25 protein-coding genes and 1 tRNA gene are annotated in these 24,178 nt (G+C 42.7%); 22 read left to right on the forward strand and 4 right to left on the reverse strand.

The genetic code is table 11. The annotated features are described in order from the left end of the window. Nucleotides 1-70: 70 nt before the first annotated feature. Entirely contained in the window at nucleotides 71-1,993 is a 1,923-nt protein-coding gene (gene glgB / locus ACESPO_RS04420; RefSeq protein WP_035103069.1) for a 1,4-alpha-glucan branching protein GlgB, read from the forward strand. Nucleotides 1,994-1,997: 4 nt separating this feature from the next. On the opposite strand, the gene ACESPO_RS04425 is transcribed toward glgB, so the two are convergent. From ACESPO_RS04425 to trmB, 3 genes are read right to left on the reverse strand one after another with little or no spacing between them, the layout of a single operon-like run. Then, nucleotides 1,998-2,330 carry a thioredoxin family protein gene (locus ACESPO_RS04425; RefSeq protein ID WP_009263299.1) on the reverse strand — a complete coding sequence of 111 codons (333 nt, stop codon included), beginning with the start codon at nucleotides 2,328-2,330 and terminating at the stop codon, nucleotides 1,998-2,000. Next, nucleotides 2,308-2,481 (reverse strand): hypothetical protein, encoded by a 174-nt coding sequence (locus tag ACESPO_RS04430; RefSeq protein ID WP_165854660.1) that lies wholly within the window; start codon nucleotides 2,479-2,481, stop codon nucleotides 2,308-2,310. Before ACESPO_RS04430 ends, ACESPO_RS04425 begins: the two co-directional genes overlap by 23 nt. A gap of 22 nt (nucleotides 2,482-2,503) precedes the next feature. After that, complete coding sequence (gene trmB / locus ACESPO_RS04435; protein WP_009263297.1) at nucleotides 2,504-3,169, reverse strand: tRNA (guanosine(46)-N7)-methyltransferase TrmB; 666 nt, start codon at nucleotides 3,167-3,169, stop codon at nucleotides 2,504-2,506. 205 nt (nucleotides 3,170-3,374) lie between these two features. Between trmB and ACESPO_RS04440 the strand changes: the two genes are divergently transcribed. The 19 genes from ACESPO_RS04440 to tadA all read left to right on the forward strand — a co-directional run bounded on the left by ACESPO_RS04440 (nucleotide 3,375) and on the right by tadA (nucleotide 20,016). Next, nucleotides 3,375-3,686 (forward strand): hypothetical protein, encoded by a 312-nt coding sequence (locus ACESPO_RS04440; RefSeq protein ID WP_117576926.1) that lies wholly within the window; start codon nucleotides 3,375-3,377, stop codon nucleotides 3,684-3,686. 3 nt (nucleotides 3,687-3,689) lie between these two features. Then, nucleotides 3,690-4,739 carry a V0D/AC39 family V-type ATPase subunit gene (locus ACESPO_RS04445; protein ID WP_016439575.1) on the forward strand — a complete coding sequence of 350 codons (1,050 nt, stop codon included), beginning with the start codon at nucleotides 3,690-3,692 and terminating at the stop codon, nucleotides 4,737-4,739. Continuing rightward, entirely contained in the window at nucleotides 4,736-6,667 is a 1,932-nt protein-coding gene (locus ACESPO_RS04450) for a V-type ATP synthase subunit I (protein WP_008976944.1), read from the forward strand. The genes ACESPO_RS04445 and ACESPO_RS04450 overlap by 4 nt, the downstream gene beginning before the upstream one ends. Before the next feature lie 26 nt (nucleotides 6,668-6,693). Beyond that, a complete protein-coding gene (locus ACESPO_RS04455; RefSeq protein ID WP_008976943.1) occupies nucleotides 6,694-7,122 on the forward strand; it encodes an ATP synthase subunit C in 429 nt (142 codons plus the stop codon). 4 nt (nucleotides 7,123-7,126) lie between these two features. Next, nucleotides 7,127-7,435, forward strand: a complete 309-nt coding sequence (locus ACESPO_RS04460) for a V-type ATP synthase subunit F (RefSeq protein WP_008976942.1) — start codon at nucleotides 7,127-7,129, stop codon at nucleotides 7,433-7,435. A gap of 19 nt (nucleotides 7,436-7,454) precedes the next feature. Further along, on the forward strand, nucleotides 7,455-8,042 hold the full coding sequence (locus ACESPO_RS04465; RefSeq protein ID WP_008976941.1) for a V-type ATP synthase subunit E: 588 nt from the start codon (nucleotides 7,455-7,457) through the stop codon (nucleotides 8,040-8,042). Beyond that, nucleotides 8,035-9,801, forward strand: coding sequence for a V-type ATP synthase subunit A (locus ACESPO_RS04470; RefSeq protein ID WP_270457995.1), 1,767 nt, complete (start codon nucleotides 8,035-8,037; stop codon nucleotides 9,799-9,801). Before ACESPO_RS04465 ends, ACESPO_RS04470 begins: the two co-directional genes overlap by 8 nt. 12 nt (nucleotides 9,802-9,813) lie before the next feature. Then, nucleotides 9,814-11,196, forward strand: coding sequence for a V-type ATP synthase subunit B (locus tag ACESPO_RS04475; RefSeq protein WP_008976939.1), 1,383 nt, complete (start codon nucleotides 9,814-9,816; stop codon nucleotides 11,194-11,196). Between the two features lie 50 nt (nucleotides 11,197-11,246). After that, nucleotides 11,247-11,861, forward strand: coding sequence for a V-type ATP synthase subunit D (locus tag ACESPO_RS04480; RefSeq protein ID WP_008976938.1), 615 nt, complete (start codon nucleotides 11,247-11,249; stop codon nucleotides 11,859-11,861). A 214-nt stretch (nucleotides 11,862-12,075) separates the two neighbouring features. Next, nucleotides 12,076-12,957, forward strand: a complete 882-nt coding sequence (locus ACESPO_RS04485) for a YitT family protein (protein WP_008976937.1) — start codon at nucleotides 12,076-12,078, stop codon at nucleotides 12,955-12,957. Between the two features lie 177 nt (nucleotides 12,958-13,134). Continuing rightward, nucleotides 13,135-13,207, forward strand: a tRNA-Lys gene (locus ACESPO_RS04490). 144 nt (nucleotides 13,208-13,351) lie between these two features. Then, nucleotides 13,352-14,230, forward strand: coding sequence for a DUF5685 family protein (locus ACESPO_RS04495; protein WP_412402356.1), 879 nt, complete (start codon nucleotides 13,352-13,354; stop codon nucleotides 14,228-14,230). After that, entirely contained in the window at nucleotides 14,227-14,865 is a 639-nt protein-coding gene (locus ACESPO_RS04500; protein ID WP_117500803.1) for a J domain-containing protein, read from the forward strand. The genes ACESPO_RS04495 and ACESPO_RS04500 overlap by 4 nt, the downstream gene beginning before the upstream one ends. After that, nucleotides 14,856-15,392, forward strand: a complete 537-nt coding sequence (locus ACESPO_RS04505) for a hypothetical protein (RefSeq protein ID WP_120106138.1) — start codon at nucleotides 14,856-14,858, stop codon at nucleotides 15,390-15,392. The genes ACESPO_RS04500 and ACESPO_RS04505 overlap by 10 nt, the downstream gene beginning before the upstream one ends. Nucleotides 15,393-15,521: 129 nt before the next feature. Next, the gene (locus tag ACESPO_RS04510) at nucleotides 15,522-16,355 is read left to right on the forward strand and encodes a M15 family metallopeptidase (protein WP_270196716.1); all 834 of its coding nucleotides are present in this window, start codon (nucleotides 15,522-15,524) and stop codon (nucleotides 16,353-16,355) included. 268 nt (nucleotides 16,356-16,623) lie between these two features. Then, a complete protein-coding gene (locus ACESPO_RS04515; RefSeq protein ID WP_008976932.1) occupies nucleotides 16,624-16,983 on the forward strand; it encodes a hypothetical protein in 360 nt (119 codons plus the stop codon). A 30-nt stretch (nucleotides 16,984-17,013) separates the two neighbouring features. Beyond that, nucleotides 17,014-18,552, forward strand: coding sequence for a nitrite/sulfite reductase (locus tag ACESPO_RS04520; RefSeq protein ID WP_499788524.1), 1,539 nt, complete (start codon nucleotides 17,014-17,016; stop codon nucleotides 18,550-18,552). 117 nt (nucleotides 18,553-18,669) lie between these two features. Continuing rightward, nucleotides 18,670-19,500 (forward strand): hypothetical protein, encoded by an 831-nt coding sequence (locus ACESPO_RS04525; protein ID WP_499788525.1) that lies wholly within the window; start codon nucleotides 18,670-18,672, stop codon nucleotides 19,498-19,500. A gap of 24 nt (nucleotides 19,501-19,524) precedes the next feature. Continuing rightward, on the forward strand, nucleotides 19,525-20,016 hold the full coding sequence (tadA, locus tag ACESPO_RS04530; RefSeq protein ID WP_008976929.1) for a tRNA adenosine(34) deaminase TadA: 492 nt from the start codon (nucleotides 19,525-19,527) through the stop codon (nucleotides 20,014-20,016). A gap of 78 nt (nucleotides 20,017-20,094) precedes the next feature. Here the strand turns inward: tadA and ACESPO_RS04535 are convergent, their stop codons facing one another. Beyond that, nucleotides 20,095-21,432 (reverse strand): C1 family peptidase, encoded by a 1,338-nt coding sequence (locus ACESPO_RS04535; protein ID WP_499788526.1) that lies wholly within the window; start codon nucleotides 21,430-21,432, stop codon nucleotides 20,095-20,097. A gap of 358 nt (nucleotides 21,433-21,790) precedes the next feature. Here ACESPO_RS04535 and ACESPO_RS04540 point away from each other — a divergent pair, with 358 nt between their 5' ends. Both ACESPO_RS04540 and ACESPO_RS04545 read left to right on the forward strand, forming a co-directional pair. After that, a complete protein-coding gene (locus ACESPO_RS04540) occupies nucleotides 21,791-22,342 on the forward strand; it encodes a TetR/AcrR family transcriptional regulator C-terminal domain-containing protein (RefSeq protein WP_009263281.1) in 552 nt (183 codons plus the stop codon). A 207-nt stretch (nucleotides 22,343-22,549) separates the two neighbouring features. Next, entirely contained in the window at nucleotides 22,550-24,157 is a 1,608-nt protein-coding gene (locus ACESPO_RS04545; protein ID WP_009263280.1) for an ABC transporter substrate-binding protein, read from the forward strand. Nucleotides 24,158-24,178: the final 21 nt, after the last annotated feature.

The following is a 24,178-nucleotide window of genomic DNA, read 5'->3' on the forward strand; positions in this document are numbered from 1 at the left end:
TCTTTCTTTTTGTATGGGTCTAAAGTATAATGAAAGAAATATCAGTAAATGGACTGGAAAGGTGAATGATATGGGAAAAGCAATGAAAAAGAATACGAAAATGTCGTATGAAATAGGAGAGCTGGATCAATATCTGTTTGGACAGGGTACACATTATGAAATTTATAAAAAGCTAGGTGCGCACAAAGCAAAGAAGGGAAAGAAAGAAGGAATCTATTTTGCAGTATGGGCACCTCATGCACAGGAGATATCTGTCATTGGTGAGTTTAATCAGTGGGATCGAACAGCCAGTCCGATGAAGCGACACGAACCTCTTGGAATTTATGACTGTTTTGTGCCGGAAGCAAAAGAAGGGATGCTGTATAAGTTCTGCATTCGGACACAAGAAGGAGAGTATTTATACAAGGCAGATCCATTTGCAAATTATGCGGAAGTAAGACCAGGTACCGCTTCCAGAATTGTGGATATCGAAGATTTGAAGTGGACAGACAGTAAGTGGATGAAGGACAGAGAAACCTGGGATCACAATCATGAGCCGGTGTCGATTTATGAGGCACATATCGGTTCCTGGAAGCGTCATCCGAGGGAAGAGGAAGATGGATTTTATACTTACCGGGAATTTGCCCACGAGGCTGCCGCCTACATAAAAGAGATGGGATATACACATATTGAACTGATGGGGATTGCAGAGTATCCATATGATGGATCCTGGGGATATCAGGTGACCGGGTATTACGCACCGACTTCCCGCTATGGAACACCGGAAGATTTTGCGTATATGATCAATTATTTCCACAGGAATAAGATTGGGGTAATCCTCGACTGGGTTCCGGCACATTTTCCGAAAGATGCACATGGCCTCGCAAATTTTGATGGGGCACCATTGTTTGAATATGCAGATCCCAAGCAGGGAGAACATCCGGACTGGGGTACGAAGATTTTTGATTATGGCAAGGCGGAGGTAAAGAACTTTCTGATTGCCAATGCACTGTTCTGGGTGGAAAAGTTCCATGTGGATGGGCTTAGAGTGGATGCGGTTGCCTCGATGCTTTACCTGGACTATGGAAAGGAAGATGGACAGTGGATTGCCAATAAATATGGTGGAAATCAGAACCTGGAGGCGATAGAATTTTTCAAGCACTTAAATTCCGTTGTGCTTGGAAGGAATCAAGGGACGATGATGATTGCAGAAGAGTCGACAGCATGGCCGAAAGTGACTGCAGAGCCCGAGTATGATGGTCTTGGATTCAGCTTGAAGTGGAATATGGGTTGGATGCATGATTTTACAGAATATATGAAGTTGGATCCGTACTTTAGAAAAGGGTGCCACAACCAGATGACGTTTGCGATGAGCTATGCTTACAGTGAGAAATATGTACTTGTCCTTTCTCATGATGAAGTTGTTCATTTGAAATGTTCCATGATCAATAAAATGCCGGGACTTGGCTTTGACAAGTTTGCAAACTTGAAAGCGGGATATGCATTTATGATGGGACATTCCGGCAAGAAGCTATTGTTTATGGGACAAGACTTTGCACAGCTGCGGGAGTGGAGTGAAGAGAGAGAGCTGGACTGGTACCTGCTTGCGGAGGAAGAGCACAGGCAGATGCAGGCATTTACAAGAGATTTGCTCCATCTCTATAAGAAGAACAAAGCATTGTATGAATGTGATGTTATGCCGGAAGGGTTTGAGTGGATCAATGCAGATGACAGGGAGCGAAGTATTTTCAGCTTTATCAGACATTCGAAAGACGATAAAAAGAATTTGCTGTTTGTATGTAATTTCACACCGGTGGCAAGACCAGATTACCGCGTGGGAGTATCAAGAAGAAAACAGCTGAGATTAGTGTTAAACAGTGATGAGAAGCAGTATGGGGGAACCGGTGCAGAACGTCCGGTGATCTATAAACCGAAGAAACAGGAATGCGATGGAAGACCGTATTCCATCGGCTACGATCTTCCACCATATGGTGTGGCAGTATTTGAATTTTAATAGGTTAAGAACGGGTATAGGAGAGCATCTCCAGAATACGTTTTTTTAAGACTTGTCTGGAAAGAATCCCGCTCATCATACCGAGCGCTTCTCCGTGGGAAAAAAGAAGGAATGTGGGTACGATTTCGATCCCGCATTCCTTTGTCAGTTTTTCATATTTTTCTGTATCAATCCGGATTACTTTCAGGTCTTTGGCAAAGTCGTTCTCAATCTCATCGACAAGAGGAAGCATCATATTGCATTTGGGGCACCATGTCGCAAAAAAGACGACAAGTACAGGCTGTTTTTCTTTGAAAATATAGGAATGGAAAAAATCATTTTCCAGAGCAGCAGCCATGTGGATCACCTCCGGGACATCTGCATTTTGCATTTAAAATGTGATATACTTCCACCCAGGATCTGCGGATCGCGCAGAGCTTTTTCTTTAGAAATGGCTTGTCATACAGATAACAGTTCATCTTACATTTCATACGGTTACAGCATTTCATAAAAAGATTCCTTTTCTTCTTACTATATGCATTGGAAAGAACTGCGTGATGCGATCAGTTTGTGGATCGGGTTGCCCATGGATGAGAATTTCTGTTCATATTCCGTCATTACATTTCCTTCATTCATGACAGGATCATGGTGAAGGTCGAAAGTGTGAGCATTCAATGTCCATCCTGCTTCGGTCACTTGTTCCAAAGAGAAGTCAAAGAGCGGACGGTTGTCTGTCTTAAATTCTACTGTGCCGTCGGCTGCCAGCACACGATCGTAGCGGGCAAAAAATTCTTTGGAAGTCAGTCTTCTTCTTGCATGGCGTGCTTTCGGCCATGGATCTGAGAAATTCAGATAGATCTTTTCCACTTCTCCTTTTTCAAATACCTCAGAGATATCTGCAGCATCCATGCAGATAAAGCGGATGTTCGTCAGTCCTTCGTACTCCTCGGAGTCGAGCTTTTCAAGAGCGCGCAGAAGAACACTGGAGTAGCGCTCAATCCCGATGTAGTTGATCGTTGGATATTTCTTTGCGAGGGTAAGCAGGAACTGTCCTTTTCCCATACCGATCTCGATGTGGATCGGGTGGTTGTTTCCGAAAAGTGTATGCCAGTTTCCCTTCTGTTCTGTCTCATTTTTGATCGCAGCAGCATGTGCTAAAATCACGTCATCTGCATGCGGTATATTTCTAAGTCTCATAGATATCGTTTCTCCTTCTGTTTCAAATCGGATTTTATTATACCATTTTTGTGTGAAAAAGCAAAGAAAATCGCATCAGTGGAAGTGTGAAATTATACAAAAGAAATTTTATGTCAAAAATAAATTTGTTAAATTTCCCGATGGATATTTTCGAAAATGAGAGTATGATAATACAATAGATAAAATAAGGAAAGGGAGGCAGAGTATGGATTCGATTATTAGTAAACTGTCAGAAGTAGAATCTGCAGCAGAGTTGATCGTGCAGCATGCAGAGGAACAGAAGCATATACTTGATGAGCAGATGAAGGAAAAAACGGACAAGTTTGACCGGGAACTCGCTGCGGATACAGAAAAGAAACTAAGTGAAATACGTGCCGGTATGCAGGGCAGTATGGACTTCGAGCTGGAACGGCTCAGAGAAGAAAGTGCAAAAACGATCAATGCATACAAGAGAGAATATGAGTTGGAGCATGAGCGGTATGCGCAGGAGATTATAAAACGTATAACTGAGGTATAAGACATGGGAAATTTGCTTGTATATAGTGGGATCACTACAAAGATACGTGCTATGAGATCGAGACTCTTGTCTGAGAAAGATTTTGAGGAAATATCAGCGCTCCACAATGTACCAGAAGTAGTCGCTTATTTGAAGAAACACTCGGCATATGCAGATGATTTTGCCCAGATTGATGAGAACAAACTTCACCGCGGAGACGTAGAGAAAATATTAGTTCAGTCACTCTATGATGATTATTCAAGACTGTACCGTTTTTCGGGAATAGAAGTACGGAAGTTTATGAAACTATATCTGAAGAGATATGAGGTCGATCTGATCAATTATTGTCTGCGGATTATTTTTAACCATTATGAACAGCCGTTTGATTTGAATTATAAGCGAACTTTTTTTGACAGATATTCACAGATTTCTATTGAAAAACTGATTACTTCCAGAACGATTGAGGAGTTCGTGGACAACTTGCAGGGAACTGAGTATTATGAACCGCTCAGAAAGCTCAGGGATTCCAATGCATCAACACTGTTTGATTATGATCTGGCACTGGATCTGTATTACTACACAACGCTGTGGAAGGAGAAGAAAAAGGTCTTAAAGAAAAGAGAATTAGAGATCTTTACAAGAGATATTGGTTCTAAGATCGACCTTCTGAATCTTCAGTGGATCTACCGCGCAAAGAAATATTTTAAGATGCAGCCGGCAGATATTTATTCGATGATCATCCCGATTCATTTCAAGATTCATCGGGATACGGTGAAAGAGCTGGTGGAGACTGCTTCAGTGGAGGAGTTCATCGCGCATGTTGCCAGCACATATTATGTAAAAAGATATGATTTCGATGATCATCATACGATAGAAAGAGTCTATTTTGAATGTATCCAACGGTTATATACGGTGGATGAAAGACGGAATCCATATTCCATTGCTTCAATTAACACATACCTTTTCTTAAAAGAAGAGGAGATTAAGCGATTGACCAGTACATTAGAATGTATCCGTTATGGATTGACGCCGAAAGAAACATTAGATTATACAGGGGGTGTTATACAGAAATGATAGTAAAGATGAAGTTCATAAGTATTACAGGACCGAAAAATGACATCGACCGTGTAACTGACCAGTATCTTTCCAAATATGAGATTCAACTGGAAAATGCGCTTTCTGAGTTGAAAACTACAGAGAATCTTCAGCCGTTTGTGGAGATCAATCCATACCGGGAAGCATTGGAAAAGGCGAAACAGCTCGCCTTGTATGTCAAGGATCAGAAGCCGGAAGATACACCGGAACTTTCCATTGAGGAGATATTCCACACAGTGCGCGATGCGAATCATGATTACATGGAACTGCGTGCAAAGGAAAATGACTGGAAGGTAGAGCGGGAGATGTTAAGAGAACGTCTGCTTGCACTTGCACCGTTCCGTCCGTTGAATTTTAACCTGCACAATGTTCTTCAGTTCCGCTATATTAAGTTTCGGTTCGGAAGGGTTCCGGTGGATTATTACCATCGCCTTGAAAAATATGTGTACAGTGACATGGATGCATTGTTCATTGAAGGCGGGAAAGATGACAGCTATGTGTACGGAGTGTATTTTGTAGCGAATAAGGCAGCCGATAAGACCGATTCGATCTTCCAGTCGCTGCATTTTGAACGGATTTATCTGCCGGATGAATATCAGGGAAATACAGAGGAAGCCTATCAGAAGCTGGAGCGAGAGATTGAGGAGATCACAGCAAAGATTAATGGGATTGATGACGAGATCAAGCTGACGCTGGCAAAGAAGGCCGGACGTCTTTTGGAGGCGAGAAACCGGCTTGAGATGCTCTGTGAGAACTTCGATGTCCGAAAGGTTGCGGCTTGTGTAGAAGATCAGCATGAGGACTTTTATATTTTGTGTGGTTGGATGGCGGAAAAAGATGTGGAATCTCTTCTGAAAGAAGTGAAAAATGATCCGAATATTTTTATTTTTGTAGAGGAGGATAATTCCGGATACTTCGGAGCGCCTCCAACTAAGCTTGAGAATCCAAAGTTGTTTAAGCCGTTTGAGATGTTTATCAAGATGTATGGACTGCCGGCACACAATGAGATGGATCCGACAATCTTCGTGGCACTGACTTATACATTTATCTTCGGTGCGATGTTTGGAGATGTAGGACAGGGTCTCTGTCTGTTCCTTGGAGGAGCAATCCTTTATAAGTGGAAGAAACTGAACCTTGCGGGAATTGTATCTGTCGCTGGACTGTTCTCTACATTTTTTGGCTGGATGTTCGGAAGTATTTTCGGATTTGAAGATATTATCGAGGCAAAATGGTTAAGACCAATCTCCCATATGACGAATCTTCCATTTATTGGAAAGCTGAATACAGTATTTATTGTCGCAGTTGCATTTGGTATGGGAATTATCCTGTTATCGATGGTGTTCCACATTATCAATGCTCTCAGGGCACACGATGCGGAAAACGCATGGTTTGATGCGAACGGACTTGCCGGACTTGTATTTTACGGTTCTGTGACAGCGGTTCTTGTGTTGTTTATGACAGGGCATAAGACACCGGCAGGAATCGTGATGGCAGTGATGTTTGGAGTGCCTTTGATTCTGATGGTATTGAAAGAGCCTCTGGCAAAGAAAATTGAAAAGAGCACTGAGAAGATGACAGAAGGAAAAGTGATGTTCTTTGTGCAAGGATTTTTCGAATTATTTGAAACATTACTGAGTTATTTCTCAAACACATTATCGTTTGTCCGTATCGGGGCATTTGCTGTCAGCCATGCGGCGATGATGGAAGTGGTCCTGATGCTTGCAGGCGCTGAGGCGGGGACACCGAACTGGCTGATCGTTGTACTCGGTAACCTGTTCGTATGCGGTATGGAAGGGCTGATCGTAGGGATCCAGGTACTCCGTCTTGAGTATTATGAGATGTTCAGTCGTTTCTACAAAGGAAATGGACGAGAATTTAAACCATACAAAATCATTAAGAAACAATAGGAAAATTTCATTAGGAGGCTATTATTATGACATTAGCAACAAAATTAATTCTGATCGCAACTTTAGTATTAAGTATCATTCTTCCATTCGGATATTATCTGATCGGAGAGAAAAACAAGAAGCGTTATAAAAGAGCAATCGGAACAAACGCATTCTTCTATTTTGGAGCATTTCTTGTGGCATCGATCATGATGTTCGGAGGAAATGTACAGGCTGCAGAAGCTGCTACTTCTGCTTCTATCGCAACAGGTCTTGGATATATCGCTGCCGCTCTTGTTACCGGTTTATCATGTATCGGTGGTGGTATCGCCGTTGCCAGTGCTGCTAGTGCTGCTCTTGGAGCAATCAGTGAAGATTCTAGCGTACTTGGTAAATCATTGATCTTCGTAGGTCTTGCAGAAGGTGTCTGCCTGTATGGTCTGATCATCTCCTTCATGATCTTAGGTAAATTATAAGCCGATGAAGATGTATTTGATCAGTGATAATGTAGATACCTACACAGGGATGCGTCTTGCGGGTGTAGACGGAGTCGTCGTGCATGAGCGCGGCGAACTCTATGAGGCGCTTCAGAATGTCATCAAAGATAAGGAAGTAGGAATTGTCCTTCTGACCGAAAAATTCGGACGGGAATTCCCGGAGATCATTGATGATATTAAATTGAAGAGAAAGATGCCTCTGCTCGTGGAGATCCCTGACAGGCACGGAACCGGCCGTAAGAAGGACTTTATCACATCCTATGTAAATGAAGCCATCGGGCTGAAACTATAATGAAACAGAGGGCGATGACATGACTTTAGAAGAAAAAATTGAAAACTTGCAGGCAGCTTCGATGGAAGAGGCGAGAGCCCAGGGAAATGCAATCATCCAGAATCACAAAGAAGCGCTGGAAAAACTTTATAACGAGCATACAGAGACTGCACTCAGACAGGCAGAACTGAAGCTGAAGGCAGAGACGGCAAATGCAAAGCATGAGGTCAACAAAGCCATGGCAAAATCCCAGATTGATCTGAAGCGTGAGCAGGGAAAATGCCAGACAGAGTTAAAGAACAGACTGTTCCGCAGAGTGCATGTTCTTGTAGATGAATACATGCAGACAGAAGCGTACACAGAACTTCTGTCTTCTTATATCCACAAAGCAATGGCATTTGCCGGCGGGGAACAGGTGACGATTTATATTAATCCGACAGATGAAGATAAAAAAGCAGAATTAGAAGAGCGCACGGGAGCTTCCTTGACCGTCAGCAGAGAAGACTTTATCGGAGGGATCCGGGCAGTCATCCATGCGAAGAACATTCTGATCGATCACTCCTTTAAGGCGTCCCTTGCAGAAGAATACGAGAAATTCTTGTTTTTAGGAGGGAAAGAAAATGCTTAGAACGGGAAAGATTTACGGGATCAATGGTCCGGTTGTTTACCTGAAAGGAAACACGGGATTTAAGATGTCGGAAATGGTATATGTTGGGAAGGAAAGACTTGTCGGGGAAGTGATCGCCCTTGATAAAGAACGGACAACGATCCAGGTGTTTGAGGAGACGACAGGGCTTCGGCCGGGTGAAACGGTTGAGGCGAGTGGAGATGCGATCTCTGTCACACTGGCACCAGGAATCCTGAACAACATTTTTGACGGAATTGAAAGACCGTTGGAGCGTATCGCTGAAAACTCCGGTGCATATATCAGCAGGGGTGTCAGTGTAGACTCACTTGATAAGACAAAAAAATGGAGCACACATATGACGGTTTCTGTCGGGGACGAGGTTCACGGCGGACACATTATCGCGGAAGTTCCGGAGACGGCGGCGATCGTGCACAAATGTATGGTTCCTCCAAATATCAGCGGAATGATCACAAAGGTAGTGCCGGATGGAGAATACACGATCGATGAGCCACTTGTGACGGTGGAATTGGAGAGTGGAAAGACGATCGACCTTACGATGACACAGAAATGGCCGATTCGTGTGCCGAGACCGACGCATCACAGATTTCCGGCATCCAAGCCGCTTGTGACCGGACAGCGTATTCTGGATACGATGTTCCCAATCGCGAAGGGCGGAACAGCCTGTGTGCCTGGTGGATTTGGTACTGGAAAGACAATGACACAGCATCAGATCGCAAAATGGTCGGATGCCGACATTATCATTTATATTGGATGTGGAGAGCGTGGAAACGAGATGACACAGGTATTGGAAGAGTTTACTCAGCTTGTGGATCCGAAATCAGGAAATCCGTTGATGGATCGAACAACATTGATCGCCAATACATCCAATATGCCGGTGGCTGCCCGTGAGGCGAGTCTTTACGCAGGTCTGACACTTGCAGAGTACTACCGTGATATGGGATATGATGTCGCGATCATGGCAGATTCCACTTCTCGTTGGGCGGAGGCGCTCCGTGAGTTGTCTGGACGTCTGGAGGAGATGCCGGCAGAAGAAGGATTCCCGGCTTATCTTGCATCAAGACTTTCTGCATTCTACGAGCGTGCCGGAATGATGCACAATTTAAATGGAACAGATGGTTCTGTATCGATCATCGGTGCGGTATCTCCGCAGGGTGGAGATTTCTCTGAGCCGGTTACACAGAATACAAAGAGATTTGTCCGCTGCTTCTGGGGACTGGATAAGAGTCTTGCATACTCTAGACATTTCCCGGCGATCCACTGGCTGACAAGTTACAGTGAGTATCTGATGGATCTTGCACCGTGGTATGCAAAACATGTCTCAGATAAATTTATTGATTACCGGAATCAGATGATGGCACTTCTCAATCAGGAGAGCAGTCTGATGGAAATCGTAAAACTGATCGGAAGCGATGTGCTTCCAGATGATCAGAAGCTGGTACTGGAGATTGCAAAAGTGATTCGTCTTGGATTTTTACAGCAGAATGCATTTCATGCAGATGATACATGTGTCTCTCTGGAGAAACAGTTTAAAATGATGGAGGTCATCCTTCACTTATATGATAAATCAAAGGCATTGATCACGATGGGAATGCCAATCTCGGTATTGAAAGAGGAAGACATCTTTGAGCGTGTCATAGCGATCAAGTATGATGTCCCGAATGATAAACTGGAAATGTTTGATGACTACATGCAAGCCATCGATCAATTTTATGACCGTATTATGGAAAAGAACGCATAAGGAGGCTGTGTCATGGCAATAGAATATTTAGGACTGAGTAATATCAACGGCCCTCTTATCGTGCTTGAGGGCGTAGAAAATGCTTTCTATGAAGAAATCGTAGAGTTTGTTGTAGAGGGCAATCAGAAAAAGATCGGACGTATTGTTGAAATCTACGAGGACAAAGCGGTGATCCAGGTGTTTGAGGGGACAGAAAATATGTCCCTGACTAATACGCATACAAAGCTGACTGGACATCCGATGGAAGTTGCATTGTCACCGGATATGCTGGGACGTACATTTAACGGTATCGGGGAACCGATCGATGATCTCGGACCGATCACTTCCACACTCCGCAGAAATATCAACGGACTTCCGTTAAATCCGGTAAAGAGAGAATATCCGCGTAACTACATTCGCACAGGAATCTCAGCGATTGACGGACTCACCACACTGATCCGAGGACAGAAGCTGCCGATTTTCTCCGGCAATGGACTTCCGCATGACCAGCTGGCGGCACAGATTGTAAAACAAGCGTCGCTGGGAGATGATTCGGATGAACAGTTTGCGATCGTATTTGCGGCGATGGGTGTGAAACATGATGTTGCAGAATTTTTCCGCAGAACATTTGAAGAGAGCGGGGTTGCCGATCACGTTGCGATGTTCTTGAATCTCGCAAATGATCCGGTGGTAGAACGTCTGATCACACCGAAGGTAGCATTGACTGTGGCAGAGTATCTTGCATTTGAGAAGAACATGCACATTCTTGTTATTCTCACAGACATGACATCTTTTGCGGAGGCGATGCGAGAAGTATCTTCTTCCAAAGGAGAGATTCCAAGTAGAAAGGGATTCCCGGGATATTTATACAGCGAACTGGCAACAATCTATGAGCGCGCCGGAATCGTGGAAGGTGTCAACGGTTCTGTGACACAGCTTCCGATTCTGACAATGCCAAACGATGATATTACGCATCCGATCCCAGACCTTACAGGATACATTACCGAGGGGCAGATTGTTCTCGATCGAAACCTTCATGGACAGTCTGTCTATCCGCCGATCAATATCCTCCCATCTCTTTCCCGTCTGATGAAGGATGGTATTGGAAAAGGATATACGAGGGAGGATCATCAGGATCTTGCAAATCAGCTGTTCTCTTCTTATGCAAAAGTAGGAGAGGCGAGAAACCTTGCATCGGTTATCGGAGAAGATGAACTTTCGCCGATTGATAAAAAATATCTCGAATTCGGTAAGGAATTTGAGGCAAGATACATCGGACAGGGTATGGAAGAAAACCGGACGATCGAGGAGACACTGGATCTTGGATGGGAACTGCTTCGTATGCTTCCAAGAGAAGAGCTTGACCGAATTGACACGAAGATTCTGGAACGCTTCTACGAGAAGAAGGAAGCATAAAAAAAGAAAGAGAAGAAGATTAGAATATCTGGAAAGGAGCCGAGTGTGTTATGGATCCACGTACATTTCCCACAAAAGGAAATCTGATTCTTGCAAAAAATTCTCTGGCACTTGCGAATCAGGGATATGAGCTGATGGACAAGAAACGAAATATTCTGATCCGTGAGCTGATGGATCTGATTGATCAGGCAAAAGAGATTCAGGAGAAAATTGATTCGACATTCACATATGCTTATAAATGTCTGCAGCGTGCGAACATCGAACATGGGATCAATCTCGTATCTCAGATTGCCTACACCGTTCCAATTGAAAAATCAATCCGGATCAAAAGCCGAAGTATTATGGGAACAGAAATTCCATTGGTCACTTATACGCCGGAGATGGAGGCGCCGACTTATTCTTTCAGTACGACAAAAGAATCTATTGATGTGGCGCGTGAGGCCTTTAAGCAGGTAAAAGATCTGACAATCAAATTGTCGATGGTAGAGAATGCTGCGTACCGCCTTGCGGGAAATATTAAGAAGACACAGAAACGTGCCAATGCATTAAAGAATATCACAATACCGACTTATACAGCACTTGTGTATTCTATTTCCAATGCGCTGGAGGAAAAGGAGAGGGAAGAATTTACCCGTCTGAAAGTGATCAAGCGGATGAAAGAATAGGATCGTTTCCAAAAATAATTTTGGGAAGTCCGATTTCGTTCTTGAATATTTGAATTGAAAATGATAGAGTATACTTTAGAAAAGTAGAAGAAGGTATACTGTCATGAGAAGAGTCGGAAAAGTCAGAAGTGAATATAGAGAAAAGAAGCAGGTCGGGAAGGCCTGCTTCTTTTCACTTTATCCGGCTAAATGATTAAAGAGAAGGAGTGGGACCATGAAAGAGGCGACAAAAGCAGAGTTAAAAGAAGTCTTCAGCTTAAAAAGAATTATGTGGGTGCTGATCGGAAATACGATCTATTCTTGCGGAATTGCCGCATTTGTATTGCCGAATGACTTGATCACAGGAGGAACAACAGGAATTGCGTTGATACTGGAACATTATTTCGGTCTGCCGATCGGATTGTCTGTTGCAATTTTTAATATAGTAATGTTTATCCTGGCAATCTTGATTCTCGGGAAATCATTTGCGCTCACAGCGCTGATCAGTACGTTTTATTTCCCGTGGATCTTATCGCAGTTTCAAAAAGTACAGTTTATTCAAAATATGACAGATGATTTTCTGCTCGGAAGTATTTTTGCAGGACTGATGCTGGGACTTGGAGTTGGGCTTGTCATCAGAGCCGGAGCTTCCACTGGAGGTATGGACATCCCACCGCTGATCTTAAATAAGAAATTCGGACTTCCGGTATCTATTGGGCTCTATGTATTTGATTTTACAATTTTGATCATTCAGATGTCCTTCAGAGACAAAGAGCGGATCTTATACGGAATTTTACTTGTTCTAATTTATTCAACACTGGTAGACAAAGTGCTTCTTATGGGTAAGACACAGATGCAGGTAAAGATCATCAGCGATCATTACGAAGAGATCAATAAAGTGATCCAGGAGAAACTGGACAGAGGTTCTACCTTCTTCAAGACGGAATCTGGATATCTCAGAAAAGATTCTTTTGCAATCATGACAGTCGTATCGTCAAGAGAATTACCGAAGCTGAACGAACTTGTGCTTGAGATTGATAAGCAGGCATTTATTGTGATCAATCAGGTCAATGAAGTCATGGGACGAGGGTTTACACTGCATAAACAGGCAGAGTAATTGTCCGGGAAATAGTTTGCGGACGGCCGGAGATTATATGGAAGAAATGTGATCTCCGACCACGCAAAAAATATTTCAAAAAATTTGAAAAAATTTAAAAAATTGCTTGCATTCTCTAAAAAACTGTTATATAATATCACTTGTGTTAAGGAAACACAAAAACAAAATAAAGAAAATGCGCGATTAGCTCAGTTGGTAGAGCACCTGACTCTTAATCAGGGTGTCCAGGGTTCGAACCCCTGATCGCGCAGTTAGGAAGCACTGTTTTTGCAATCTTTGAATTGTGGGGGCGGTGCTTCTTTTCGATATTTTTCATAGATTTTTAAGAAATTTCTCAACATTTTAGAATGCAGTTATGATATAATGCTGAACAGTGGAGTGAAAGGAGACGGAAATGTTCGGATATGTGACGGCGTATAAGCCGGAGATGAAGATGAAAGATTTTTATAAATATAAGGCATACTACTGTGGACTGTGTCATGTGCTGGAAGAACGACATGGACTCAGAGGTCAGGTTACACTCACATATGATATGACATTTCTTGTGACGTTGCTCACTTCCTTGTATGAGCCAAAGACGGTTCATGAGAAGCATCGGTGTATGGTGCATCCGCTAAAAGAGCATGACATGCTTTTCAATGAGATTACAGAATATGCAGCGGATATGAACATTGTGCTGACGTATTACCATTTTCTAGATGACTGGAAGGATGAGAAGAGCAAGACGGCGCTTGTAGGACTTCATACTTACCGGAAATTATACCGGCAGGTAGAAGAGAAGTATCCGGAGAAATGCAGAGTAATCCGGAAATGCCTTGCAAAGCTTCAGAATTATGAGAAGGCGGGCGAGACGGATATCGATGCGGTTTCAGGCTGTTTTGGGAAATTGATGGGAGAACTTTTCTTATTTCGAAAAGATGTCTGGTCGAAGAATCTCTGGAAGATGGGGTTTTATCTTGGAAAATTTATTTATATTTTAGATGCCTATGACGACTTGGAGAAAGACCGGGCGCAGGGCAGTTATAATCCGCTTTTGAAGATGGCAGACGAAGAAGGATATGAGGAGAGATGCAGGCAGATGCTCACGATGATTCTTGCAGAGTGCAGCAACTGTTTTGAAATGTTGCCATGTGTGGAAAACATAGATATTCTGCGAAATATTCTGTACGTTGGCGTTTGGAATAAGTTTGAGGAAAAGTCTGCGGCCGAGGACACGGCAGGAAAGAGTAGATTAGAGGAAGAAATAAAAGGAGAAGACAGAGGAGAATTATGATTACAGATCCATACAGTGTGCTGGGAGTGCCGTCGAGCGCTTCCGATGATGAAGTAAAGAAAGCGTACAGAGAACTGATCCGGAAGTATCATCCGGATTCCTATGTGAACAATCCGCTTTCTGATCTGGCGGAGGAGAAGTTTAAAGAAGTGCAGGAAGCTTATGACCAGATTATGAAGCAGAGGGAGAATGGAGGGTATTCTGGAGGCTATGCGGGAAATTATTCCGGAGGGTATTCTAGTGGTCAATCTTATTCTTCCGGCAGTGAGGATGATGTGAAGATGCAGGCGGCATGCAATTATATCAATGCAAGACATTACCGGGAAGCTTTAAATGTACTGTCAAGCATGTCGAATCAGAATGCGCGCTGGTATTATTGTAGTGCGATTGCCAACTATGGTGTGGGAAATAATCTTGTGGCAATGGAGCATGCGCAGCGTGCAGCATCGATGGAGCCGGGCAATCCGGAATATACAAATTTAGTCAATCAGTTCCAGTGGAGGGGACAGCGTTATCAGAATACCGGATATGGTTATGGCAGACCGACATTTGGAACTGGAAATATGTGTTGTGATCTGTGGTGTGCGGATCAGATGTGTGAATGTATGGGAGGCGATCTTTGCTCATGCATGTAAATGCAAGAAAAATAGCATTGTCAGGGGTACTGGCTGCATTTGCAGTCGTGCTGATCGTGCTGGGGAGCATATTTGAAACAAGTACCCTGTTTCTGCTGGCTGCAGCGGCATTTTGTGTTGGAATAGTGGTCAGAGAGTGGGGGATTGCTTACGGCGCAGCATTTCTTACGGCATGTACTCTGCTTGGTGTGATCGTTTCTCCGCAGAAGATGTACTGTGTGACATTTGCGGCAATGGGAATCTATCTTCTGCTTGCGGAGGCCGGATGGGAAGCGCTTGCGAAAGCAGAACGCATTCAGAAGAAAAAGATAATTTTGTGGGTGTGGAAATATCTCGTATTTAATAGTATGTTTCTTCCGGCATTGTATTTTTTTCCATCCTTACTGGTTGCCAAGAAGATGACGAAGACGTTGTTTTTCGTTATGGCAGCAGCGGGACAGGCCGGTATTTTTATTTTTGACAGAGCACACATTTATTTTCAGGCAGAAGTATGGGGCAGGCTTAGAGGAAAGGTAATGAAACAGTAAGGGAAGCCGGTGAGGAGCTTTGTTTACAGAAGTTCCCATGAAAAGTTTTCGGCACGATTCTTTAAAAAAACGAAAAAACATGGTATAATAAAAATGTTACAGGAAAATCAGCAGGAAAAGGAAAAAATTATGTGGATAGATGATGAAGCACTGGCGAGGAAAGACAGGAATCAGAAGCGCAAGTTTGAAATGCTGAAGAAGATTGCGATTACTCTCGCAGGGATCGCACTTGTGGCAGGGCTCGCAGCAGGAGGAGCTGTCGGTATTTTCGTTGGAAAGAGGACAGAAGCAAAAGCAGTTGATGCCAAAGTTGCGAAGGCAGTCAAAGAAAGTGAAGCCAAAGCGGCAAAGCAGAGTTCGGATAAGAAAGAGAAGGACACTGTCGATGAAGAGAAGAAAAAAGAGTGGAATTTGACATTGGTGAATAATACACATCCGCTGGATGAAAATTATCAACCGGAACTTGCGGAAGTGGAGAATGGTTATACATTTGATGCAAGAGCAGCAGAGTCGCTCAAGGAGATGCTTGCAGCGGCCAGAGAAGCGGGACTTAGTCCTCAGATTTGCTCGGCATATCGTACGATCGAGGAGCAGAAGGCAATCTATAATCAGACGATGCAGGAGTGGATCGATCAGGGAATGACCTATCTGGAGGCATTTGAGGAGACAGGAAAGTCGGTGGCATACCCGGGAACGAGTGAACATGAGCTGGGACTTGCTGCGGATATTGTATCTTCTTCTTACGGGATGCTGGATGAAGCTCAGGCAGACACCGAAGAGGCAAAATGGCTGGAAGAGAACTGCTATAAGTATGGATTTATTTTAAGATATCCACCGGATAAGATTTCGGAGACAGGGATCATTTATGAATCGTGGCATTACCGGTATGTCGGAAAAGAAGATGCAAAGAAGATCATGGACAGTGGTGTGACACTGGAAGAATATCTGGGAGAAACTTATTAAGAATCGTTTCCAAGGGGAAATGTCTGCAATGGCAGAGAGAAAAAATTCGCATGCAGACAGAAAATAGGCAGTAAAAATAGGCATAGAAACTTGTATAGGCAGGCAGTATAAGGGGAAACTACACTTATACTGCTGCTTTTTTTGAAGAGGAAGTCATAAAGAATTTACGTTCTGTTCTCTTTACCTTTTTTCTATTGTCTGATAAAATAGAACCCAAAGAATTGGCGATAGATTTCATATCCTTAAATTTTTTAGAAAAGAAGCGAGTGTGAACAAAGTGAAAATAGAGGTAATCGATACGCAAAAAGAAGACCGGACGGAAAACCTGCAAAAGAAGCTCAGCGGTAAGACGATGTTGGAGAGGAGATATGAGCAGGAATTGATGAAGGTGAAAGCGGCGGCAGACGCAGAACTGGAAGACCGTGACAAAGGAGAAGTGAACCCGTATACAGGCAGAGAATATGATACAAATACAGTCCGGGTACACGCAGATAAGATTGGATATGTGCAGGTGTATGACCGCAGTATCCATGGGTGGGAGACCATGACAGAATGGGCATTTCTTGGGAAGGAAGAACAGAAGAAAGTGACGCTGGGGGATGCCTATGAACCACCAGTATTTGTGTAATCCGGCAAGAGAAGAGGAAAAGGAGCAAATATGGAAAGTTACAAAGAGTTTTTAAAAAGTGAAGTACAAGAATTTAGAAAAGCAGGACACAGATTTTTGGAGAAGGAGATCAGCAAGGCAGAATTTAAAGGTATTTCTGGTGGGATGGGTGTATATGCGCAGCAGGATCAGAAGTCCTTTATGATCCGTCTGCGGACACCGTCGGGATTGATTTCCAAGGAACATTTAAATCTGATTCTTTCTTATGTGCACAAGTATGGTCTGGAGAAAGTACATTTGACGACGAGACAGGCAGTGCAGCTTCATGATCTGGATATTGACAGTGTATGCGATATTATGGAAGATGGGATCAATCATGATCTGTTTACAAGAGGAGGCGGCGGTAATTTTCCGAGGAATGTCTCCTTGTCTCCGCTTGCGGGAGTGGAAAAAGCAGAGGCATTTGATGTGACACCGTATGCGCTGCAGGTTGGAAACTATTTCCTTGGAAATGCTCCTTCATACAAGCTTCCGAGAAAATTGAAGGTGGCATTCTCTTCGGATGAGAAAGATACGGCGGCTGCTTCTATCAATGATATGGGATTTATGGCAGTGTCTGAGAAGGGGATTCCGATGTTCCGCATGTGGCTTGCCGGTGGGATGGGACAAGGTCCGGCAGTAGCAGTTCCTTACCCGTCACTGGTCCGTCCACAGGAAGTGCTGTATTACGTTGAGGCGATGATCCAGCTGTTTATGGCAGAAGGGGATTATGAGAATAAGGCGAAGGCACGTACGCGTTTTATTCCGAGAAGAATGGGGACAGAGGCGTTCTTAGAATGTTTTGAGAAACATCTGGAAGAAGTGAAAAAAACACATCAGTTCGAGGAGATTGCGCCGGTTGCGGCAGAAGGAATGTCTTCTTGTGAAGACTTGAATGGTACTTGCATCGCACAGCGTCAGGAAGGTCTTTATACAGTGATCCTTCACCCGGTATGTGGTCAGCTTGCGGCGCAGGATCTTGAGAAGATCGCAGCATTTGTGGAGCGAGTGGAAGCGGCTCAGATTAGATTGAGCATGGAAGAAGAGATGTATGTCCGCAACTTGACACGGGAGCAGGCGGAAGAGCTTCAGGCGATGATGGCGCATATGATGCAGACACCGGTTGCACGTACACTGAGTTGTGTCGGAACTCCATCTTGCCAAATGGGAATTTTGCAGAGCCAGAAGCTTTGCAGGGGAATCCTTGCGGCAGTGAAAGAAGCCGGACTTTGCGAAAGCCGGCTGCCAATGATTCAGATCAGTGGATGTCCGAACAGCTGTGCAAGGCATCAGGTGGCAGAGATTGGATTTGCGGGAAGAAAAGTAAAAGTCGGAGATCGGTCGGAAGATGCGTTCCAGCTTTTCGTGGGAGGTTCTGTTTCCGGAGCAGATACACATATGGGAGAACTTCAGGGAGTAATGCTTGCAAGTGAGATTCCGCAATACATTGTAGAATTAGGAAAGCTTTTGGAGCGGGAAAAGAAGACTGTGACAGAGATCGCAGAGTGTGAGTGCTTTAAAGAACTGACAGAGAAATTTTTAGTTTCATAGAAGGACAGAGCGTGTTTGAAGGTGCAGAGAAGCTGAAGTTCAGACACGCTCTGGTTCTTTTTTTCCTGGCTTGTGCATAGATTAAGAAAAAGACAAGTTGAGGGATGTTGCGGAAATATGGGACAGCAAATCTGTTATTTATATGAATATAAAGAATCTGTACCAGTGAGAAATGTTGGCTTTATCCGGGCAGAGCAGAAACGAGACGGAGCTGTTTTTAGCATCTGTGCGAAAGGAATCGTGGAACATGCAAATGAGAAATTGGAGATTTTTGGATTTTGCATGAAACATGGAAGTTGTGAAACAGTCTCTCTTGGGGAGCTTCTGATCGTGCATGGGAGTGTATCGCAGATGGTGGAGACAGAGGAACGGCTGGATGGTCTGGATGGGATTTTGATCAAGTGTGAAGAGAAGGTTCTCTACGCGGCGGTATGGGAGCCGGTAAAAGTAAATTTTACCGGATGCGTCAGAAGAGAAAGCCAAAAAGAAGAGATAGAAGAAAAGTCAAGTGAAGGAAATGACGCAGAGGCGGAAGAAAGCTTTGCGGAAGAAAGTGTGCTGGAACAGGAGATTGATCCGGAGCAGTGTGCGTGTGTAGGGAGACAGACAGACGATGAGGAGTGCGGTGGAAAGGAACGTCTGCAATGTAGGAAAATTCGGAGAAATGATCTGGGGGAACTTGCGCGCGGAGAGTGGAAGCTGGCGAACAACAGTTTTTTGCTGCATGGTTACTACAACTATCATCATCTGCTTCTGATCGAGGAGGGGGATGACTGCATACTTGGTGTGCCGGGGATTTATCACCGGAGAGAGCGGCAGGCGGCAGAGTGCTTTGGTTTTTTGGAATTTCGGGAAGCAGAAGGATTGCCGGTCACACTTTCTGAGCAAGAGCGAAATGATTATGAGAGATTTGGATATTGGTGCAGAAAAGTAGAAAAAGGACAGTAGAAAGAGAGCAGAGGAAACAGGAAGATGAATCAGGATGAAAAGTACATGAAAGAGGCAATTCGGCAGGCGAAGAAGGCATATGCGCTGAAAGAAGTGCCTATTGGCTGTGTGATCGTATATCAGGATAAAATTATTGCAAGAGGATATAACCGGAGGACGATTGACAAGAATACGCTTGCCCACGCGGAGCTGATCGCAATCAGGAAGGCGAGCAGGAAGATGGATGACTGGAGGCTGGAGGATTGTACTATGTATGTTACGTTGGAGCCATGTCAGATGTGTTCGGGAGCGATCGTGCAGTCGAGGATGAAGAAAGTTGTTGTCGGATGTATGAATCCAAAAGCGGGATGTGCAGGGTCGATTTTTAATCTGCTGCAAGTGCCGCAGTTCAATCATCAAGTAGAACTGGAGATTGGAGTGTTGGAGGAGGAGTGCAGTCAGTTGATGAAATCTTTCTTTCGGGAGCTGAGAGAAGAAAAGGCGAGAAAGAAAGCGGAGGAAAACTCCGTGGAATAAGAGGGCGATTTGTGGAAAAGAAAGCAAAAAAACAGAAGGTACGTGGATAACTTTCCAGTGCCTTCTGTTTTTTAAAAATTATAATGCGAGTGAGCCCATTGGATCCCAAGGTTCTAGGAGGATCGGTTCAGATTCATATTCTTTGACAAATTGTTCCGGAAGGTATTTTTTATTGACAACAACCTGGTACATATATTCGTCAAACCATGCATCATTCATGACATAGTAGCCTTTCTTACCGGATTTTTCTCCCCAACTGTTTTCGACACGCCAGCGATCTGGGTTTCCGTTCTCGTCTAGATTGACACCCATAAATGTCATTGCGTGTGTCATAAGGCTCTCATGATAGTCCAGACGCTCGGCTTTTGTCATATGGTAGGTGGTACCGAGAAGTTCTTCCGTCTGATAGAGGTCAAGATCCATCACACCGTTCTCGCCGCAGGAATATTTTCCGACATCACAGCCGAACCATACCGGGGAACCGTCCTGCATCTGTGCGATTGCGGCTTTCTTTAACTCTTCAATTTCCAGATTTAGGTAGCGCACCGGGCGTCCTTCTTTGACATTTCCAAGATATTTGACGCTGTAGCTGCGGTGGTATGGTTTGTCGCTGGTTGGAGCGTTGATCAGGCTAATATAGTCATCGAGATTCAGACCGATGTACTTTTCGTAAAATTGCTGAGGAGTGATCTGTGTATCGCGATGGAAGTTCTTATCTTTGTCGCGCACTTCAAAATCGAATGTCTTCGGAGGTTCACCGAGACAGATGCAGAGAATGCGGTAGATTTCATTCATCATAGATTCTTTCTGCATGCGAAGTTCATCGATAGAAGCCCCGGATTCGTTCGCTTTGCGGAGGGTGCAGGCAAATTCACGAAGTTTTTTTGTCATATATCCTGCCATTTCGCGTGTTGCAGAAGAGCAGGCTGTCTCCGGCATCGCATCCTTCGGGACGAGACCGTATTTGCGGATAATGCTGCACAACATATCCCATTGACCACCGTCTCCGAGCGGGTCTGTAAGAAGGTGGGAGATCAGTCTTCCATTTACAGGTTCCTTAAGTGTGTCAAGAATGCTTTCTAAGAAATAATTTGCTTTCTCAAGTTTGTCGTAGAATAAAGTATAATTCTGTGACAGCTCAAATGTCTCGAGATTCAGTTTTTTCATGACTTCAAAGCGGAATGTGTTGAGTGCGGCGAACATCCAGCAACGTCCACTCTGCATCTGATTGGTAATCTCTCCTTGTTCAAGGGAGATGGAAAATTCGTGTCTTGTGCTGCGGGCTGCCTCGCTGTTTCTGGATGATTTTAAGAGTCCATTTACAGTGACGGCATTTTTCGCAACAGTGTGAAGTGTGTTTGCGCGGAAATCATTCTGAAATGCTTCCAGTGTTTCTTTTGTGAGTGATTCCTTCATTTGATAACCTTCTTTCTGCTCATTCGTTGTGTTAAAGATTTTGTCTATCTGTATTTTACCACCGGAGAAATCTAGTGTAAATGAGGAAATAAACAAAATAAAAAGTGATTATTACCAAGTGAAGATTGAGATTATTTTTTATGTAGATTTTCTTAATGCTTTCTATATGAAAAGTAAACTTTGTGAAAAATAGTATTCCTTATTTTAGATTTAGTTAGTGTTTAGAAAATGTGTTTTTATTCAAATTTTTCATAGAAAACATCAATAATTACATTGCAAAAACTGATTGGACTTTCAAAAAAACACTTGCTATAATCAGTTCTAGTAATAAATCAACTGGTTGTGAAAGGGTGGAAGTATGGGCTTGAAGGTTGATACTAAGCAGATTTTGGCAGATTCATTTTGCAAATTGCTAGAAAAAAATTCTATTGAGAATGTTTCTGTTCAAAATATTGTTGATTATTGTGGCGCATCGAGGACTACTTTTTACAATCATTTTTCGGATAAATATGAGTTGATGATTTGGATTTATAAAGAGGATATGAAAAAAATTTGGACGGGATGTTTAGGGGATTGGAAAGAAAATGCAATAAAAGTATTGGAATATTTTAAGGAAAAACGTTCTTTTTATTTAAACATATCTCAGCATGCAGGTCAGAATTCAATTCAAGAAGAAATGACAGAAAGATTAGTGCTAAATGCGGAGAATTATTTAAAAGAAAAGGCGGGTACAAATTTGTTTAGGGACGAGATAGAATATGCTATTAGGATTTATAGTAGAAACGTGATAGATGAAATTTTTAATTGGTTAAAGTCTTCAAATGCATGTTCTACTCAAACAATGGTTAAAAATATGTCAATGTGCATGCCGTTTGTATTAATGAAATATTTTGTGGATAAAAGAGTATAAAACATAAAGGAAAGCTGTAATGGCTTTCTTTTTTATTGTTTAACTTTTCATCATATCATAAATTTTTTGAAAAATAACTTTACAAAAAAATAGAAATGTAAATTTGTTTTACAAATATACTTATTTATCAATTCTCATTAAAATGAAAGCTTATTATAATTAAGTTGTACAAAATAATTTTAAAAGGAAATCTTGAGGAGGAAACAAATGAAGAAAAAAGTTTTAGCTCTTTTTCTTGCTTCACTTATGGTAGTGGGAGTATTTACAGGATGTGGAGCTGGGAATGAGAAAAAAGAAAACAACACAAAAACAGAAGAGACGGCAAAGAAATCTGAAGGGAGTACATTAAGAATTGCAATGGGTTATAAACCGAATTCACTTCAGCCAAGTGCGCAGAGTAGTGATGACCTTGTGAGTGCAATTCGACCAATTTATGAGCCTTTGTTTGCAGAAACAAAGGAGGGATTAGAGTATTATTTGTCTGATAACCTTGAGATTTCTGAGGATGGGTTAACATATACACTTCATATCAATGAAAATGCTACATGGAGCGATGGAAAGCCGGTAACGGTTCAGGATGTAATGTTTACGATTAATTATGGAGTTGAGACATATGGAGGGCCAACCTCTTTTACCCAGATTAATGGGAAAGAAGTCCTTTTTAATGAAAAAGATGATAAAACATTAGAAATTGTACTTCCAATGGTATATGACAATTATACAAGAACTTTGGCACAGTTTTATCCAATGCCGGCACATGCATTTGATAATGACCCGACAAAAGTTGATGATAGTAATTATTTTAAAACTACAGAGATGGCTACGTCTGGTGCGTATGTTGTAAGTGAAATTAATGAGGATAGTTTTGTATTTAAGGCAAGAGATGATTATTATAGAGGAACTCCTACCGTTAAGACAGTCATAATGAAAACAATCGGAAGTGGAAGTACAAAACAGATTGAATTTGAGAATGGTCAAATTGATTATATGCGTGTGACTTCAGCAGAGGAGTTGAAAAAATATCAAGAAGCAGATGACAAATACAATATGTATAGTGTTTCTGAAGCGCGTTTAAATTATATTCAGCTGAATCCAAATGGGTCAACTATGTCAACGTTATCGGATGATGCAAGGAAAGCAATTTTTCTTGCTCTCAATAAAGATGATATTATTCAATTTGCATGGGGAACAGATGAGCTTGCTAAGCCAGCAAACAGTCTTCTGACTCCGGATCAATCTCTTTATAATAAAGAGTGTAAAGGATATGAATATAATTTAGAAGAGGCAAAAGCACTTGCTGAATCATCAGGTCTTGCTGGAAAGACATTGACTTATATTTATAATGCGGATAGAGCAAATATGGAAGCGGTTGCAACCGTTGTGCAGCAGCAGTTAGCAGCAATCGGAGTAAATGTTGTTATTGAAAGTTGTGATACATCAACATTTTTCCCGAGATTTTTCGCGAAAGAGGATAGTGAATACGCAAATACATGGGATCTTGGAACAAACGGATGGGATTCGCAGAGAGGAACAAACTGTGGACAGACAATTAGTTATCTTACAAACCGTCTTTCAGATTGTGGCTATAGTGAGGAAGTTTCTGGGCTTGCTACAAAGGCATTGAGTACTGTAGATACAGATGAAAAGCAGGATCTTTGGAATGAAATTCAAGATAAAGCACTTGCAGAATGCTGGGAATATCCATTGACTTATACAAATTATGTTATGGTTTCACAGAAGAATGTTACGGGACTAGATGGATCTTCTGTAATTCCAGAATTTATTGATTATTTGTCAATTGAAGTGAAGGAATAATCAGTAATACAAAATTTAAAA

Source organism: Coprococcus sp. HPP0074 (genome assembly GCF_964238105.1).
Classification (GTDB): domain Bacteria; phylum Bacillota; class Clostridia; order Lachnospirales; family Lachnospiraceae; genus Faecalimonas; species Faecalimonas umbilicata.

Excerpts from the sequence above, each read along its gene's own strand:
- ACESPO_RS04470 (WP_270457995.1), top strand. The coding sequence starts at position 8,035 with ATGCTTAGAACGGGAAAGATTTACGGGATCAATGGTCCGGTTGTTTAC.
- ACESPO_RS04535 (WP_499788526.1), bottom strand. The coding sequence starts at position 21,432 with ATGAAGGAATCACTCACAAAAGAAACACTGGAAGCATTTCAGAATGAT.
- ACESPO_RS04485 (WP_008976937.1), top strand. The coding sequence starts at position 12,076 with ATGAAAGAGGCGACAAAAGCAGAGTTAAAAGAAGTCTTCAGCTTAAAA.
- ACESPO_RS04430 (WP_165854660.1), bottom strand. The coding sequence starts at position 2,481 with ATGAAATGCTGTAACCGTATGAAATGTAAGATGAACTGTTATCTGTAT.
- ACESPO_RS04505 (WP_120106138.1), top strand. The coding sequence starts at position 14,856 with ATGCATGTAAATGCAAGAAAAATAGCATTGTCAGGGGTACTGGCTGCA.
- ACESPO_RS04545 (WP_009263280.1), top strand. The coding sequence starts at position 22,550 with ATGAAGAAAAAAGTTTTAGCTCTTTTTCTTGCTTCACTTATGGTAGTG.
- ACESPO_RS04440 (WP_117576926.1), top strand. The coding sequence starts at position 3,375 with ATGGATTCGATTATTAGTAAACTGTCAGAAGTAGAATCTGCAGCAGAG.
- tadA (WP_008976929.1), top strand. The coding sequence starts at position 19,525 with ATGAATCAGGATGAAAAGTACATGAAAGAGGCAATTCGGCAGGCGAAG.
- trmB (WP_009263297.1), bottom strand. The coding sequence starts at position 3,169 with ATGAGACTTAGAAATATACCGCATGCAGATGACGTGATTTTAGCACAT.
- ACESPO_RS04445 (WP_016439575.1), top strand. The coding sequence starts at position 3,690 with ATGGGAAATTTGCTTGTATATAGTGGGATCACTACAAAGATACGTGCT.
- ACESPO_RS04450 (WP_008976944.1), top strand. The coding sequence starts at position 4,736 with ATGATAGTAAAGATGAAGTTCATAAGTATTACAGGACCGAAAAATGAC.
- ACESPO_RS04480 (WP_008976938.1), top strand. The coding sequence starts at position 11,247 with ATGGATCCACGTACATTTCCCACAAAAGGAAATCTGATTCTTGCAAAA.
- ACESPO_RS04425 (WP_009263299.1), bottom strand. The coding sequence starts at position 2,330 with ATGGCTGCTGCTCTGGAAAATGATTTTTTCCATTCCTATATTTTCAAA.
- ACESPO_RS04455 (WP_008976943.1), top strand. The coding sequence starts at position 6,694 with ATGACATTAGCAACAAAATTAATTCTGATCGCAACTTTAGTATTAAGT.
- ACESPO_RS04510 (WP_270196716.1), top strand. The coding sequence starts at position 15,522 with ATGTGGATAGATGATGAAGCACTGGCGAGGAAAGACAGGAATCAGAAG.
- ACESPO_RS04495 (WP_412402356.1), top strand. The coding sequence starts at position 13,352 with ATGTTCGGATATGTGACGGCGTATAAGCCGGAGATGAAGATGAAAGAT.
- ACESPO_RS04460 (WP_008976942.1), top strand. The coding sequence starts at position 7,127 with ATGAAGATGTATTTGATCAGTGATAATGTAGATACCTACACAGGGATG.
- ACESPO_RS04540 (WP_009263281.1), top strand. The coding sequence starts at position 21,791 with ATGGGCTTGAAGGTTGATACTAAGCAGATTTTGGCAGATTCATTTTGC.
- ACESPO_RS04465 (WP_008976941.1), top strand. The coding sequence starts at position 7,455 with ATGACTTTAGAAGAAAAAATTGAAAACTTGCAGGCAGCTTCGATGGAA.
- ACESPO_RS04475 (WP_008976939.1), top strand. The coding sequence starts at position 9,814 with ATGGCAATAGAATATTTAGGACTGAGTAATATCAACGGCCCTCTTATC.
- glgB (WP_035103069.1), top strand. The coding sequence starts at position 71 with ATGGGAAAAGCAATGAAAAAGAATACGAAAATGTCGTATGAAATAGGA.
- ACESPO_RS04525 (WP_499788525.1), top strand. The coding sequence starts at position 18,670 with ATGGGACAGCAAATCTGTTATTTATATGAATATAAAGAATCTGTACCA.
- ACESPO_RS04520 (WP_499788524.1), top strand. The coding sequence starts at position 17,014 with ATGGAAAGTTACAAAGAGTTTTTAAAAAGTGAAGTACAAGAATTTAGA.
- ACESPO_RS04500 (WP_117500803.1), top strand. The coding sequence starts at position 14,227 with ATGATTACAGATCCATACAGTGTGCTGGGAGTGCCGTCGAGCGCTTCC.